This is a genomic window from Martelella sp. HB161492 (genome assembly GCF_013184775.1).
Classification (GTDB): Bacteria; Pseudomonadota; Alphaproteobacteria; order Rhizobiales; family Rhizobiaceae; genus Martelella.
In genome coordinates this window covers 80,132-94,669 of record NZ_JAATVV010000010.1, presented here as the reverse complement: position 1 = coordinate 94,669, position 14,538 = coordinate 80,132, and the positions used below count along the sequence as shown (strand labels likewise).

General features: G+C 61.1%; 11 protein-coding genes. 6 read left to right on the top strand and 5 right to left on the bottom strand.

What is annotated here, in order from left to right:
• The first annotated feature begins 2 nt into the window (after window positions 1–2).
• The 6 genes from HCK86_RS16830 to HCK86_RS16805 are packed head-to-tail and all read left to right on the top strand — an operon-like array spanning window position 3 to window position 6,993.
• Window positions 3–2,126: an SMP-30/gluconolactonase/LRE family protein gene (locus HCK86_RS16830; protein ID WP_176085641.1), complete on the top strand. Its 2,124-nt coding sequence runs from the start codon at window positions 3–5 to the stop codon at window positions 2,124–2,126.
• On the top strand, window positions 2,123–3,181 hold the full coding sequence (locus HCK86_RS16825) for a hypothetical protein (protein WP_176085640.1): 1,059 nt from the start codon (window positions 2,123–2,125) through the stop codon (window positions 3,179–3,181). Before HCK86_RS16830 ends, HCK86_RS16825 begins: the two co-directional genes overlap by 4 nt.
• 1 nt (window position 3,182) lies before the next feature.
• Window positions 3,183–4,682, top strand: a complete 1,500-nt coding sequence (locus tag HCK86_RS16820) for a sugar ABC transporter ATP-binding protein (RefSeq protein WP_176085639.1) — start codon at window positions 3,183–3,185, stop codon at window positions 4,680–4,682.
• 42 nt (window positions 4,683–4,724) lie between these two features.
• Window positions 4,725–5,579 carry a branched-chain amino acid aminotransferase gene (locus HCK86_RS16815; RefSeq protein WP_176085638.1) on the top strand — a complete coding sequence of 285 codons (855 nt, stop codon included), beginning with the start codon at window positions 4,725–4,727 and terminating at the stop codon, window positions 5,577–5,579.
• A 25-nt stretch (window positions 5,580–5,604) separates the two neighbouring features.
• On the top strand, window positions 5,605–6,009 hold the full coding sequence (locus tag HCK86_RS16810; protein ID WP_141150209.1) for a carboxymuconolactone decarboxylase family protein: 405 nt from the start codon (window positions 5,605–5,607) through the stop codon (window positions 6,007–6,009).
• Window positions 6,010–6,021: 12 nt separating this feature from the next.
• Window positions 6,022–6,993, top strand: a complete 972-nt coding sequence (locus HCK86_RS16805; protein ID WP_176085637.1) for a quinone oxidoreductase — start codon at window positions 6,022–6,024, stop codon at window positions 6,991–6,993.
• Window positions 6,994–7,051: 58 nt separating this feature from the next.
• Here the strand turns inward: HCK86_RS16805 and HCK86_RS16800 are convergent, their stop codons facing one another.
• The 5 genes from HCK86_RS16800 to HCK86_RS16780 all read right to left on the bottom strand — a co-directional run bounded on the left by HCK86_RS16800 (window position 7,052) and on the right by HCK86_RS16780 (window position 14,456).
• The gene (locus HCK86_RS16800; protein WP_176085636.1) at window positions 7,052–8,158 is read right to left on the bottom strand and encodes a choloylglycine hydrolase family protein; all 1,107 of its coding nucleotides are present in this window, start codon (window positions 8,156–8,158) and stop codon (window positions 7,052–7,054) included.
• 198 nt (window positions 8,159–8,356) lie between these two features.
• Window positions 8,357–8,752, bottom strand: a complete 396-nt coding sequence (gene mce, locus HCK86_RS16795) for a methylmalonyl-CoA epimerase (protein WP_176085761.1) — start codon at window positions 8,750–8,752, stop codon at window positions 8,357–8,359.
• A gap of 7 nt (window positions 8,753–8,759) precedes the next feature.
• On the bottom strand, window positions 8,760–10,895 hold the full coding sequence (gene scpA, locus HCK86_RS16790) for a methylmalonyl-CoA mutase (RefSeq protein WP_176085635.1): 2,136 nt from the start codon (window positions 10,893–10,895) through the stop codon (window positions 8,760–8,762).
• 13 nt (window positions 10,896–10,908) lie between these two features.
• On the bottom strand, window positions 10,909–12,912 hold the full coding sequence (locus HCK86_RS16785; RefSeq protein ID WP_176085634.1) for an acetyl/propionyl/methylcrotonyl-CoA carboxylase subunit alpha: 2,004 nt from the start codon (window positions 12,910–12,912) through the stop codon (window positions 10,909–10,911).
• Window positions 12,913–12,923: 11 nt separating this feature from the next.
• On the bottom strand, window positions 12,924–14,456 hold the full coding sequence (locus tag HCK86_RS16780; protein WP_176085633.1) for an acyl-CoA carboxylase subunit beta: 1,533 nt from the start codon (window positions 14,454–14,456) through the stop codon (window positions 12,924–12,926).
• Between the last annotated feature and the right edge of the window lie 82 nt (window positions 14,457–14,538).

Genomic DNA, 14,538 nt, shown 5'->3' with positions numbered 1-14,538 from the left:
CGATGCTCTCTCGCGAACGCCTTCAGGCCTTGCGCTACAATCTCATTCCCGATCATCTGATCGGCGAGATCCTGACCAAGCGCTGGACCGACAACGCCATTCCCTTTGTGGCGCTCGTCGTCGTCGTCTCCATTTTCGGCACGGCGATCCCCGGCTTCTTCGAGCCTTTCTCACTGCAGGAATCGACGCGGCAGCTCGGCGAATTCGCCATTGTCGTCATCGGCCTGACGGTGGTCATGCTCGGCGGCGGCATCGATCTCTCGGTCGGCTCGATCTTCGCGCTTGCGACCTTCTCGGCCGTCTCGACCTTCTTCATTCTCGAACAGCCGGTCTGGGTCTCGCTGCTGGCCTCGCTGGCAACGGGTGCGGTCTTCGGTGCGATCAACGGCTATCTGATCGGATTTCTGCGGCTGCGCGCCTTTTTGACGACGCTTGTGACCTTCATCATCGGCAGAGCGCTGTTCGACATCCTGATCGTGCAGTTCGGCGCCGAGATCCAGATGTCCTTCATGTCGTCGGATGCCTGGGATTTCATCGGCGACAGCACGGTTCTCGGCCTTTCCGTGCCGGTTCTCTCCGCCATCATTCTGGCGATCATCACCCATATCGCACTGACCCGCTCACGCCCCGGCTGGCATGTGCTGGCCGTTGGCGGTTCGCGCCGCTCGGCCCACAATGCCGGTATCCGCGTCCGCCGCACCGTGTTTCTCACCTATGTCTTTTCCGGGCTGTGCGCCGGTTTTTCCGGCTTTCTCATTGCCTGCCGACTATCAGGCGCAGGTCCCGGCACGGGTTCGGGGCTGGAAATTCTGGCACTGACGGCAGCCGTTGTCGGCGGCAATGCGCTTGGCGGCGGGCGCGGCTCGGTCACCAAGGGACTGATGGGCGCCATTATCGTTCTGGTGATGAATAACGGCCTGATCCGGCTTGGCTATGGCACCGGTACCAATCAGATGGTGCTTGGCATCATGCTGGCGGTTGCCGTCACCATCGATATCCGCTGGCTGAAGAACCGCCACAAGGTGCTGAACGAGGTCTATGTCGCTCCGGTCTATCTGAAAATGGGCGAGGCGCTTTCGGCAGAACCCGGCTCCGGCACCGCCTATGCGCTCAACAACCAGCTTTCCGAAGCAAATGCCATCGGCCTTGGCGAACTGGAAGGACCGGAAGACGTCATCCTCGACAATGACGACCATCTTTACTGCGGCACGCGGCACGGCGAGATCGTCCGGTTCTTTGCCCCGGACTACACCCGTTCCGAAGTCTTTGCCCATGTCGGCGGCTTCCCGCTCGGCCTTGCCTTCGACAAGGACCAGAACCTGATTTCCTGCGTTGGCGCCATGGGGCTGTACAAGATCTCACCCGATCGCGAGGTCACCCGGCTTTCAGCGGAAACCAAGCGCTCGATGACGTCAATCGTGGATGATGCGCGCCTGCGCGACCCGAACGACCTCGACATCGCCCCGGACGGAAAGATCTATTTCACTGACAGTACCAAGCGCTATGACGCCCATGAATGGACGCTGGATTCGATCGAGAACCGCGGCACCGGGCGCCTGCTCGTCTATGATCCGAAGGACGGTTCAACCAAGACCCTGCTTGATGGCTACCGCTACACCAATGGCGTCTGCATGGCCCATGACGGCAGGTCGCTGTTCTTCTCCGAAAGCTGGGCCTGCCGCATTCACCGTTACTGGATCGAAGGCCCGAAGGCCGGCACCGCCGAATGCGTCATCAAGGACATGCCGGGCTATACCGACAATATCAACCGCGCCTCCGACGGCACCTACTGGATGGCCTGGCTTGGCATGCGCACGCCGAGCTTCGACCTGTCGCTGCGCCATCCCGCCATGCGCAAGCGCATGACGCGGCGGCTGCCGCAGGATGACTGGCTGTTCCCGAACATCAATACCGGCGGTATCGTCAAATTCGACGATGACGCGAAGATCATCCATGCCTTCGGCGACCTTTCCGGCCAGTCCCACCCGATGGTGACCTCGATGCGCGAGCACAAGGGCGAGCTGTTCATCGGCGGCATCTTGAACAACCGTATCGGCCGCTACCGGATCGATGGGGCGGACAAAAACTGGACAGGCTTTGATTCCTACTGGGGAGGCCGGGCATGATCTTCGATCCGATCCTCGATTTCTTCCGCGGCAAGGCGGTCACCATTCCCCCGCTCGATGGCGCCTTCCGCCCCAATTCCGGGCTCGAACAGGCCAAGGTCGCTGCCACGCTCAGCGAACCGGACAATCTCATTGTCCTTGACGGCGTATTGCACTGCTCTTCCGGCAATGCGCTCTACCGGCTTGCCTCAGGCGAAGCGCCGCAAGCGGTGCAAAGCTTTGACGCCCCGATCACCGCGCTCGCCGTCTCGCCGACCGGCAAGCTTGCCGTGGCGCTGGAAACCGCGGTGCTGCTTGTCGGTGACGAGCCGATCCACCTGCTTCCCGAGATCCGGGCGATCACGGCGCTTGCCTTTGCCGCCGACGGTTCGCTCTGGCTCGCCAATGGCTCTTCCGAACATTCCGCCTCCGACTGGGCAACCGACCTGATGAAGAAACGGGCCACCGGCTCGCTCTGGGTGCGCCGCAAGGAAGGCGAGGCCTTTCACAAAAAAGCATCAGGCCTCGCCTTCCCCTATGGGCTGCTGCCACGCGCCGGCGGCAGCGTCGTCTTTTCCGAAAGCTGGCGTCACCGGCTGATGGAAATCGACGCCGACGGCCATATTTCGGCACTGATCGAGCAGATCCCCGGCTATCCGGCGCGGCTGATGCCGAGCGACGATGGCGGGGCCGTGATGGCCGTTTTCGCCCCGCGCAACCGGCTGATCGAGCTTGTGCTGCAGGAAAGCCATTACCGCTTCGACATGATCGCCACCGTGCCGCGCGCCTACTGGATCGCCCCGGCACTCTCCTCCGGCAAGAGCTTTCTTGAACCGCTGCAATGCGGCGGTATCCGTTCCATGGGCGTACACAAGCCCTGGTCACCGAGCCGCTCCTACGGGCTCGTGGTGCGGCTCGACCGCGAGATGAACCCGGTTTCCAGCTATCACAGCCGCGCCGATGGCAAGCGCCATGGCATCTGCAGCGCCATTGCCTTTGGTGGCGAAATCCACGCAGCGTCCAGGGGCGGCGATATCATCGTCAGCCTTGCCGACAAGACAAGCGAGGTGCATTGACATGGACGAACCGATCATCCGCATGGACAAAATCACCAAGGCCTATCGCGGTGTGCCTGCGGTGAAAGAGGTCGATTTCGAACTGAAGAAAGGCGAAATCCACGCGCTTCTCGGTGAGAATGGCGCGGGTAAATCGACACTGACCAAGATGATGGCCGGCGTTGTCGAGCCGACTGCCGGAAAAATGTTCTTCCACGGCCAGGAAACCGTATTCGCCTCACCGAGTGCTGCCCTTGATGCCGGCATCGCCATGGTGTTTCAGGAAACCAGTCTCGTGCCCTCCATGACGGTGGCGCAGAACCTTTATCTCGGCTCAGAGAAGTTCCTGAACCGGCTGCGCGGCACCTATATTTCCGCCCAGCAGTTTCTGCAGTCGCTCAATTTCGCCGTCGATCCGACCGCGCTGGTGGCAACACTGGGTGCCGCCAAGAAGCAGATGGTCGAGATTGCCCGGGCCGTGCATCACAATGCCGAGGTGATCATTTTCGACGAGCCGACAGCGACGCTGACGCCGGAGGAAAAGCGCCACTTTTTCGCGCTGATCAGACGGCTGAAGGCGCGCGGCGTCTCGGTCGTCTTCATCTCCCATGCGCTGGAAGAGGCGCTGATGATTTCCGACCGGCTGACCATTCTGCGCGATGGCGAACTGGTTGCCACCGGCAAGACCAGCGACTTCACCCGCGACAGCATCATCGCCGCCATGGTCGGCCGCCAGCTGTCCGGCGCGCTCTATCGCGACCGCTCGGAAACCGGCGTGCGCAAGGCTGGCAAGAAGGTGCTCTCGGTCCAGGATATTTCCATGGGCGCGATGGTGCGCAACAATTCCTTCTCGGTGTTTTCCGGCCAGATCACCGGCGTGTTCGGGCTGATCGGCTCGGGCCGGACCGAAACCTTCAAGGTGGTTGCAGGCATCGAGAAACGCGACTTCCTGCGCGGCGGCTCGATCGTGCTCAATGACAGGCCAGTGCGCTATTATGTCCCGAGCGAGGCGGTGAAGGAGGGCATTGTCTATGTCACCGAGGACCGCAAATCGGAAGGTTTCTTCGAGACCATGTCGATTGCCGAGAACATCTATGGCGGGCTGATCGCCGCCGGGCACGACAAGGCCTGGTATGTCAGCAGTGCCGAGATGCAGGCGGTTTCTGCCGACTGGTCGAAGAAGCTCAATATCCGCGCCATCAATGACAATGCCCGTGTGGTCGAGCTTTCCGGCGGCAACCAGCAGAAAGTGGTGATCGGCAAGGGGCTGGTGCAGCAGCCGAAACTGGTGATCTTCGATGAACCGACGCGCGGCGTCGATGTCGGCGCCATCGCGGAAATCCACCAGATCATCAACAAGCTCGCCGATGACGGCCTCGCCGTGGTGGTGATTTCGTCTTACCTGCCGGAGATCATGAATCTCTCTGACCGCATTCTGGTCTGCCGTCAGGGCCGTATAGTCGAGGAGTTCTCGCCCGCCGAGGCAACAGAAGCAAAAATCATGTATGCCGCCGTCCACTGACGGCAGGCAGACAATCAGAGGAAACAGCTGAAGGAGACAATCATGTCAGCGGAACGCACCACCTGGACCTATTGGCGCGGCGAATGGCGCAAGGGCGACGTGCGCATTCTGGGTGCCGCATCCCATGCGACCTGGCTCGGATCGCTGGTGTTTGACGGCGCGCGGCTCTTCAATGGCGTGACGCCGGATCTCGACCGTCATTCGGCCCGCATCAATGCCTCAGCCGAGGCACTGGGGCTGATCCCGACCCTTTCCGCCAGCGATATCGAAGCTCTGACTCGTGAAGGACTGAAGAAATTCGCGCCCGGCACCGATGTCTATATCCGGCCGATGTACTGGGCGGAGGAAAGCGATGTCGGCACCGTGCCGCCGCTCGCCTCCTCCACCGATTTCGCGCTCTGTCTGGAAGAGATGCCGATGGTCGAACCGACGGGCTTTTCGATCACCACCACCAGCTTCATGCGGCCGACGCTGTCTGTGATGCCCGTCAATGCCAAGGCGGCCTGTCTTTATGCCAATAATGCGCGGATGATGCGGGAGGCCAAGGCCAGGGGTTTCCAGAACGCGCTGGTGACCGACTTTGCCGGCAATGTCGCCGAGCTGGCGACCTCGAATGTCTTCATGGTCAAAGGCGGCGACGTCTTCACGCCTGTTGCCAACGGCACCTTTCTGAATGGCATCACCCGCCAGCGTGTGGCAGGCCTGCTCAGCGATGCCGGCATTGCCGTGCACGAGATTTCGCTGACGGTGGACGATTTCCGGCAAGCCGATGAAATCTTCTCGACCGGCAATATTTCCAAGGTCGTGCCGGTGAGCGGCTTTGACGACCGCAGGTTCGAATACGGGCCCATCTCCAAGAAGGCCCGGCAACTTTACATGGACTGGGCGCAAGCCTGACAAAAGGATCATAGGGAGCGACAACATGGCGACCGTAAAACTGATGAGTGATGAAGAGGCGGAGGCAAACCCTGCGGTCAAGGCGGTGTTTGACGATATCCGCGCCACCCGCAAGACCGACTTCATCAATAATTTCTGGCGTGCACTGGCCTTTGATGCCGCATTGCTGAAACGCACATGGGAAGGGCTGAAAGCGGTCATGACCGTTCCCGGCGCCATTGATCCCAAGACGCGGGAGATGATCTACACCGCCGTGTCGATTGCCAATGCCTGCACCTATTGCGTCCATTCCCACACCGCTCAGGCCAAGGCGAAAGGCATGAGCGACGCCGAATATGCCGAGCTTCTGTCGATCGTTGCCCTTGCCGGCCAGACCAACCATCTGGTGACCGGAATGCAGGTTCCCGTCGATCCCGAATTTGTCGCCTGAGGACTGAAGATCATGGACATGGCACTTGTCGCCACGCGACCCGGCGGGTCCGGGGTCATGGAATGGACTGCGCTTGAAACCGGCACGCCGGGCGACGGCGAGGTTCTGGTCCGCCACACCGCCATCGGCGTCAATTTCATCGATGTCTATTTCCGTTCCGGCCTTTACCCCTGGGCGGAAGACACAATGATCCCGGGCGCAGAAGCCGCAGGCGTGGTGGAAGAGATCGGCCCCGGTGTCGGCGATCTCAAACCCGGTGACCGGGTGGCCTATGTGCTGCGCACCGGCGCCTACCGGCAAAGGCGGATCATGCCGGCCGAGCGGCTGGTGAAACTGCCCGACGGGATTTCGGAAAAGCTGGCGGCAAGCGTGATGCTGAAGGGGCTGACGGCACAATATCTGGTCACCGCCTCCCATGTCGTCAAACCCAGCGAGACTGTGCTGGTTCATGCTGCGGCCGGCGGTGTCGGCCTCATTCTCGGGCAATGGCTGAAGGCGCTTGGCGCCCGCGCCATCGGCACGGCGGGCTCGGAGGAGAAGGTGGCGCTGGCGCTGTCCCACGGCTATAGCGATGTGATCAATTACCGCACGGAAGATTTTGCCGCAAAGGTGATGGAACTGACCGATGGTAAGGGCTGTGAAGCCGTTTATGACAGTGTCGGCAAGGATACCTGGCGCGGCTCGCTGGCTTCGCTGAAACGCTTTGGCATGTTCGTCAATTTCGGACAGTCTTCGGGCATGATCGAGGGCTTCAAGCTTTCCGACCTCGCCAAGGGGTCGCTGTCGGCCAACCGGCCGATGCTGTTCGACTATGTTGCGAGCCGCGCTGATCTCGAGGCCCGCGCCGACGATCTTTTCGGCAAGCTGAAAAGCGGTGCGGTGAAGGCCGATGTGATCACCGAAATGCCGCTGCAAGAGGCAGGCGCCGCCCACGACGCGCTGGAAGGGCGCAAGACGCGCGGCTCGCTGGTTCTGACCGTTTAGCAAAAAAAACCCGCGCCTGGCCGGACTGGCGAGGCGCGGGCGGCATTTTCGTCCGTGATTATTCCGGTGTGCCGAGCTCGTGGGCAACCTCATAACCATCCATCTGCCAGGTCTTTACCGATGTGGCATCGAGATCCTGCTTGGCCAGATCGACAAAGCGGATATCGCTATTGTCATAGGTACGGAAATAGAAGCGCTTGTTGACGGTGTCGACAGCCGATGTCCACTGGGTGTAATCGGCAACCAAATTGCCATGCTCATCCTTTTCCGCGTCGCGGGCGACACCGCGCGGAATGTCGAAATTGTTGAGGATGTGGAAAGCCTCGAAGATCGCATCATCGCCGGTCTTGCTGGGCTCGACACCATGCGAGAAGATCGCGGCGCGGACAAAACGTGACGGCGAGGTGAAATCGCCCGGCATGCCCAGAAGGCCGGTGCCCTGGCCAAGACCGTTGATCGTGACAGGGCCAAGCTTTTGCGGCGGCACATTGTCGAGGCCGAGATTGACGTAATTCTGCAGGTTGGTCATGTGCCAGTCAAAGGGCGGGTTGTTGGTGATGACGCCGATCGGATCATCGCTCACCTGAAGCTTGCCACCGACATATTCAATCACGATCGTCTTGCCCGACGCATCGGTGACAACGAAATGGACCGGCAGAACCATGTTGAACTGCTTGAAAATCACCGGCGCGACGACGATGTTACCGAGCGCTGCCTTTACCTCGTCGACCGTGGCGAAATTGTCGAGGATATAGGATCCGAGCTGCCAGGAGGCGAGCGTCTTGCCGGCATCAGCCGCATCATAGGGCTGGTATTCAGCCGACTGCGCAAAATAGAAAAGTCCCATGGAGAGACCTTTCTCATTCACACCATCCACCAGATAGGGCAGGCCCATGGGATTGGCGCCGACGCTGGCATATTTGACATTCCAGGACAGGCCCGTTTTGCCATCCGGCGTCTCGCCAACGCGCTTGAGGCCATGCGGCACGACGATGACAGAGGCGTGGAGATCGACGTTGAACTCCATGGTACGGGCACGCACCACCGCACCATCCTCAGCCGTCAGTGTGATTCCGGTGCAGGCCTCGGCGGCCGGACCGAACAGCATGGCAGCCGTAACGGCGGCCGCGACAAGGCGCATGCCTTTTGAAAATCGGGATGTCATGATTTCTCTCCCTTTGCTTCTGCAAGCGGAGGTTTGCCTCCCCTGCAACGAAGCTGAATATGATTGCCAGTATTGCATCCTCCTCTCAGAAGGACGGCGCCAAGCTAGGAAGGCAACCGGGCAAATGTCTACAAATTGCGGGATGAAAAACCAGAAATGGTCCGGCAAGCGACGAAATGAAGCGGCACAATCACCGCATCAGGCCTGTTCGAACTCCACCAGCGTTCCGGCAAAATCCTTCGGATGGGCGAAGATCACCGGCTTGCCATGGGCGCCGATTTTTGGTGCCCCGAGAAGACGGGTGCCTGCGGCCTCAAGCCGTGCCATCGCCTGATCGAGATCATCGACCTCGAAACAGAGATGATGCACGCCGCCCGCCGGATTGCGCGCCAGAAAGGCCGCAACAGGCGATGCCTCGCCCAGCGGTTCAAGAAGCTCGATCTTGGTATTATCGAGAGAAACGAACACGACGCTGACGCCATGTTCGCTGAGCGCCTCGGCGGCGCTGACCGATGCGCCCAATGCGCGGTAAAGCGCTGACGCCGCCTCAAGATCCGGAACGGCGATGGCAACATGGTTCAGCCGCCCGATCATCTGCCCCTCAGACATTGCGGCGCTTTCCCTCGAGAAGATCAACGATCGCATGGGCCGCGTGCAGCACATTGGTCCCGGGGCCGAAGACGGCCGCAACACCATTTTCAATCAGAAAATCATAGTCATCGCGCGGGATCACCCCGCCGGCCACGACGAGAATATCCTCTGCACCCCTTGCCTTCAGGGCTTTGACCAGCTGCGGCGCCAGCGTTTTATGCCCGGCGGCAAGCGAAGACAGGCCAACAACCCTGACCTTTTCGGAAATCGCCAGATCGGCCGCTTCATCGGGGGTCTGGAACAGCGGGCCGGCGACAACATCAAAGCCGATATCGCCGAAGGCCGAGGCAATCACCCTGGCGCCGCGATCATGGCCATCCTGGCCAAGCTTGGCGATCAGAACCTTTGCCGGTCCCTTCTCCTGCTGATAGCCATCAAGCCGGTTCACCAGCGCCTCATATTCGGCATCGCCTGCAAAGGCCGGTCCGTAGACGCCGCTGACGACCTTCGGGGCGGCATCATGCTCGCCGAAGACCCGGCGCATGGCATCGGAAATCTCGCCGACGCTGGCCCGCGCCCGCGTTGCGTCCACGGCGGCCTCGAGAAGATTGCCATTGCCGGACCGGGCAATCTCTTCCAGCCGCGTCAGACAGGCTTCAACCTTTTTCGGGTCGCGCCAGCGGCGCATGCTTTCCAGCCGCTTCACCTGGGCTGCGCGCACGGCGGAATTATCGATGGCAAGCGTTTCGATCGGTGCCTCGTTTTCCAGACGGAAACGGTTGACGCCGACAACGACCTCTTCGCCACGATCAATGCGCGCCTGCCTGGCGGTTGCTGCGGCCTCGATCATCCGCTTCGGCAGACCATCGCTCACCGCCCTGGTCATGCCGCCGGCGGCCTCGATCTCCTCCATCAGCGCCCAGGCCTTTTCCGCCAGTTCATGGGTGAGGCTCTCGACATAATAGGAGCCGGCCAACGGATCGACGACCCGGGAAATGCCGGTTTCATGGGCGAGGATCAGCTGGGTGTTGCGGGCGATGCGGGCGGAAAAATCCGTCGGCAGCGCGATGGCCTCATCCAGCGCATTGGTATGCAGCGACTGGGTTCCGCCCAGCACCGCCGCCAGCGCCTCATAAGCCGTGCGGATGACATTGTTATAGGGATCCTGCTCGGCCAGCGACACGCCGGAGGTCTGGCAATGGGTGCGCAGCATCTTCGACGTCGGCTTCTTCGGATCGAACCCCTCCATCACCCGGCTCCAGAGCAGCCGCGCCGCGCGCAGTTTCGCCGCCTCCATGAAGAAATTCATGCCGATGGCGAAAAAGAAGGACAGTCGCGGCGCAAAGGCATCGACATCGAGACCGTTTTTCAACGCCGCGCGGACATATTCGCGCCCGTCGGCAAGGGTGAAGGCAAGCTCCTGCACCAGTGTCGCCCCGGCCTCCTGGATATGGTAGCCGGAGATCGAAATCGAGTTGAATTTCGGCATTTCGCCCGCCGTATAGGCGATGATATCGGCAACGATCCGCATCGAGGGTCCCGGCGGATAGATATAGGTGTTGCGGACCATGAACTCCTTGAGAATGTCATTCTGAATCGTACCGGAAAGCTCGGCGCGTGACACGCCCTGCTCCTCTCCGGCGACAATAAAGGCAGCCAGGATAGGGATCACGGCACCATTCATCGTCATCGAAACAGACATCTCCTTCAGCGGAATGCCGTCAAACAGGATCTTCATGTCCTCGACGCTGTCGATCGCCACGCCCGCCTTGCCGACATCACCCTCGACACGCGGATGATCGCTGTCATAGCCGCGATGGGTGGCGAGATCGAAGGCAACCGACAGACCTTTCTGCCCGGCGGCGAGATTGCGGCGGTAAAAGGCGTTGGATTCTTCCGCCGTCGAAAACCCGGCATATTGGCGGATGGTCCAGGGCCGTCCGGCATACATGGTCGCGCGCGGACCGCGCAGAAACGGCGCCTCGCCCGGCATGGAGCCGAGATGGCCGATGCCTTCGAGATCATCCGCTGTGTAGACCGGCTTGACGGCAATGCCCTCGGCGGTCTGCCAGACCAGCGTTTCGGGTGACGCCTTCAGTTCCTTTTCGGCCTGTGCGTTCCAGTTTTCCAGCTGCTCCTTCGCCATCGTCCCGCCCCCTTCAGCAGAATTCCATGATCAGCTCATCGACCGCAAGGCTCTGGCCGGCCTGCGCGGCAACCCGCTTCACCACCGCCTTGCGCTCGGCGCGCAGCACGTTTTCCATCTTCATCGCCTCGACGGTGGCGAGCGTCTGCCCCGCCTCGATCGTTTCGCCCTCATGGACAGCAACCGAGGTAATGACGCCCGGCATGGGGCAGAGAAGCAGTTTCGACGTATCGGGCGCCGCCTTTTCCGGCATCAGCCGGGCCAGAGCCGCCACGCGCGGACGATAGACCCGGCTCGTCACATCCATGCCGCGGAAGCGCAGCCGGATCGCCGTGCCGGTGATCTCGACCTTGGCATCAATTCCATCATTGCCGAATTCGAACCGGGCGAGCGTGCGGCCCGGCTTCCAGTCCGTGCCGAGGCCGAAGCCCTGCTCGCCCGGAAAGCTGAGGAAGAAATCGGCCCCATCGACGGCCACATGAACCGGCTGCGCGTGGCCGCCAAAGCGCACCACCCAGTCACTGCCGACCTTGCGCGTATGATTGCCGATCGTGCCGGACACCGAGGCTGCGCGCAGTTCCAGCATGTGGTGAATAACGGCGGCGATCGCAGCAAGCTCACGTGCAGCCATGCCGTCAGGGGCAACACCGGAAAACCCGTCCGGAAATTCCTCGGCGATATAGGCCGTCGACAGCCGGCCTTCGCGGAAACGCTGCTGCTGCATGACGGCGGCAAGGAAGGGCAGATTATGGCCGATCCCCTCAAGCTCGAACCGGTCCAGCGCTGTTGCCATGGCTGCGACCGCACGCTCGCGATCGGCTGCGAAGGCACAGAGCTTGGCGATCATCGGATCGTAAAACATCGAGATCTCTCCGCCCTCATAAACGCCGGTATCGTTGCGGATGACCGAACCGTCGGGCTGCGGCCCCTCTTCCGGCGGCCGGTATCGCGTCAGCCGGCCGATCGAGGGCAGAAAGCTGCGATAGGGATCTTCGGCATAGAGCCGGCTTTCGATTGCCGAGCCTTTGAGCGTGATGTCGCTCTGAGAGAAGCCGAGTTCCGCACCATCGGCGACGCGGATCATCTCGGCGACCAGATCAAGGCCTGTCACCAGCTCGGTCACCGGATGCTCGACCTGGAGCCTTGTGTTCATCTCGAGAAAATAGAAGTTGCGGTTCCGATCAACGATGAACTCAACCGTTCCGGCGGAGAAATAGCCGACGGCACGCGCCAGCGCCACCGCCTCCGCCCCCATGGCAGCGCGGGTTTCGGCATCGAGAAAGGGCGATGGCGCCTCCTCGATCACCTTCTGGTTACGCCGCTGGATCGAACATTCGCGCTCGCCGAGATGGACGATATTGCCATGCCGGTCGCCCAGAACCTGGATCTCGATATGGCGCGGTTCGACAATGAATTTCTCGATGAAGATGCGATCATCGCCAAAGGCTGAGCGCGCCTCGCTCTTCGACAGGCGAAAGCCCTCCCGGGCCTCAGCGTCATTCCAGGCAATGCGCATGCCCTTGCCGCCACCGCCGGCAGAGGCCTTGATCATCACCGGATAGCCGATTTTTCCGGCAATCACCGCCGCCTCGTCCTCATCGGCGATCAGGCCCATATGGCCGGGAACGGTGGTGACACCCGCTTCCGCTGCCAGTTTTTTCGAGGTGATCTTGTCGCCCATCGCTGCGATGGCGGCGGCTGGCGGACCGATGAAGGTGACACCGGCCTGTTCCAGTGCCTCGGCAAAGGCCTGATTTTCCGAAAGAAAACCATAGCCCGGATGAACCGCATCGGCCCCCGTTTGCGCAATGGCCGCCAGAATCCGCTCGATCACCAGATAGGACTGCGATGACGGCGCCGGCCCGATATGAACCGCCTCGTCCGCCTCGGCCACATGCAGCGCATCGCGGTCGGCATCGGAATAGACGGCAACCGTGCGGATGCCCATCTTCTTCGCCGTGCGGATGACCCGGCAGGCGATTTCACCGCGATTGGCAATAAGAATTTTCCTGATCATAGTCCTCACCCTCAAAGCGGGATCGTGTCGTGCTTTTTCCAATGCGTTGCCTGGCGCTTGTTTCTGAGCGCGGCAAAGGCACGGGCAATGCGGCGGCGGGAGGCATGCGGCTGGATCACCTCATCGATGAAACCGCGTTCGGCAGCGACAAAGGGATTGGCGAAACGGCGCTCATATTCTTCAGTGCGGGCGGCAATCTTGTCCGCATCACCAAGCTCCGACCGGTAGAGGATTTCGCTCGCCCCCCTGGCACCCATCACGGCAATCTCGGCCGTGGGCCAGGCATAATTGATATCGGCGCCGATATGTTTCGAGGCCATCACATCATAGGCCCCGCCATAGGCCTTGCGGGTGATCAGCGTCACCATCGGCACGGTGGCTTCGCTATAGGCAAACAGCAGCTTGGCGCCGTGCTTGATGACGCCGCCGGTCTCCTGCGCCACGCCCGGCAGAAAGCCCGGTACATCGACCAGTGTCAGGATCGGGATCGAAAAGGCATCGCAGAAACGGACGAAGCGCGCCGCCTTGCGCGAGGTCTCGATATCGAGACAGCCGGCCAGCACCATGGGCTGATTGGCGACGACGCCGATGGTTGCCCCTTCCAGCCGGATAAAGCCGGTGAGGATGTTTTTCGCATGCGCCGCCTGGATCTCGCAGAAATCCCCCTCATCGGCGAGCGCCGTGATCAGTTCGCGCATGTCATAGGGCTTGTTCGCGCTTTCCGGCACCAGTGTATCAAGCCGCATTTCCAGCCGCTCGGGATCGTCATGAAAGGGCCGGACCGGCACCGGCGCGCGGTTGTTGAGCGGCAGGAAATCAAACAGCCGCCGGACTTCCATCAGCGCATCGATATCATTGTCGAAGGCGGCATCGGCGACCGAGGATTTCTGCGTATGGGTTTTTGCGCCACCCAATTCCTCCGCTGTCACGACCTCGCCGGTTACCGTCTTCACCACATCCGGGCCGGTTACGAACATGTAGGAGGTATCCCGGACCATGAAGATGAAATCGGTCATGGCCGGCGAATAGACCGCACCGCCGGCGCAGGGGCCCATGATGACGGAAATCTGCGGAATGACGCCCGAGACTTCGGCATTGCGGCGGAACACCTCGGCATAACCCGCAAGCGAGGCAACGCCCTCCTGAATGCGCGCGCCGCCACTGTCATTCAGACCGATCACCGGCGCGCCGACCTTTGCCGCCATATCCATGATCTTGCAGATCTTGCCCGCATGGGTTTCCGATAGCGAGCCGCCAAGCACGGTAAAATCCTGGGAAAAGACATAGACCTGACGGCCATTGATGGTGCCCCAGCCGGTCACCACGCCATCGCCGGCAATCTTCTGCGATGCCATGCCGAAATCGACCGTACGATGGGTGACGTACATGTCGAATTCCTCGAACGAGCCCTCGTCAAGCAGCACTTCGATACGCTCGCGCGCCGTCAGCTTGCCCTTGCCATGCTGGGCGTCAACACGATGCTCTCCGCCGCCGAGCCATGCTTCGGCCCGGCGGCGCTCCACCTCCGCTATCACTGAACGCACAATTTCCTCCTCCGAAATTGACGATCGCAAATTACAATCGAAGGGCGATCTCGAAAAGAGTTGAGAATGTGCGATTGTGGAA

What these genes read in the sequence shown, in the direction of transcription:
- HCK86_RS16830 (WP_176085641.1), top strand. Translation starts at nt 3, where the DNA reads ATGCTCTCTCGCGAACGCCTTCAGGCCTTGCGCTACAATCTCATTCCC.
- HCK86_RS16825 (WP_176085640.1), top strand. Translation starts at nt 2,123, where the DNA reads ATGATCTTCGATCCGATCCTCGATTTCTTCCGCGGCAAGGCGGTCACC.
- HCK86_RS16820 (WP_176085639.1), top strand. Translation starts at nt 3,183, where the DNA reads ATGGACGAACCGATCATCCGCATGGACAAAATCACCAAGGCCTATCGC.
- HCK86_RS16815 (WP_176085638.1), top strand. Translation starts at nt 4,725, where the DNA reads ATGTCAGCGGAACGCACCACCTGGACCTATTGGCGCGGCGAATGGCGC.
- HCK86_RS16810 (WP_141150209.1), top strand. Translation starts at nt 5,605, where the DNA reads ATGGCGACCGTAAAACTGATGAGTGATGAAGAGGCGGAGGCAAACCCT.
- HCK86_RS16805 (WP_176085637.1), top strand. Translation starts at nt 6,022, where the DNA reads ATGGACATGGCACTTGTCGCCACGCGACCCGGCGGGTCCGGGGTCATG.
- HCK86_RS16800 (WP_176085636.1), bottom strand. Translation starts at nt 8,158, where the DNA reads ATGACATCCCGATTTTCAAAAGGCATGCGCCTTGTCGCGGCCGCCGTT.
- mce (WP_176085761.1), bottom strand. Translation starts at nt 8,752, where the DNA reads ATGATCGGGCGGCTGAACCATGTTGCCATCGCCGTTCCGGATCTTGAG.
- scpA (WP_176085635.1), bottom strand. Translation starts at nt 10,895, where the DNA reads ATGGCGAAGGAGCAGCTGGAAAACTGGAACGCACAGGCCGAAAAGGAA.
- HCK86_RS16785 (WP_176085634.1), bottom strand. Translation starts at nt 12,912, where the DNA reads ATGATCAGGAAAATTCTTATTGCCAATCGCGGTGAAATCGCCTGCCGG.